The following is a 289-nucleotide window of genomic DNA, read 5'->3' on the forward strand; positions in this document are numbered from 1 at the left end:
TAATTGCTTTGGAAGTAAATGACGTTTACCAATTTCTACTTTTTCTTCAATAGTATAACCTGTTACATTTATAATTTCCATACGGTCTAACAACGCAGGTTGTATGGTTGCTAAACTGTTTGAGGTGGCAATAAACATAACTTTTGAAAGATCATACCCCATTTCTAAAAAGTTATCATAAAACTCATTATTTTGTTCAGGGTCTAAAACTTCTAACATTGCTGAAGAAGGATCTCCTTGATGCGAATTTGATAGTTTATCAATTTCATCTAAAACAAACACAGGGTTT

1 protein-coding gene is annotated in these 289 nt (G+C 31.5%); it reads right to left on the reverse strand.

All coding sequences use genetic code 11. The annotated features are described in order from the left end of the window. On the reverse strand, positions 1-289 hold a 289-nt coding region (locus tag FUA24_RS10895; protein ID WP_148542215.1), incomplete at both ends, for an AAA family ATPase.

It is taken from the genome of Seonamhaeicola marinus (genome assembly GCF_008085455.1).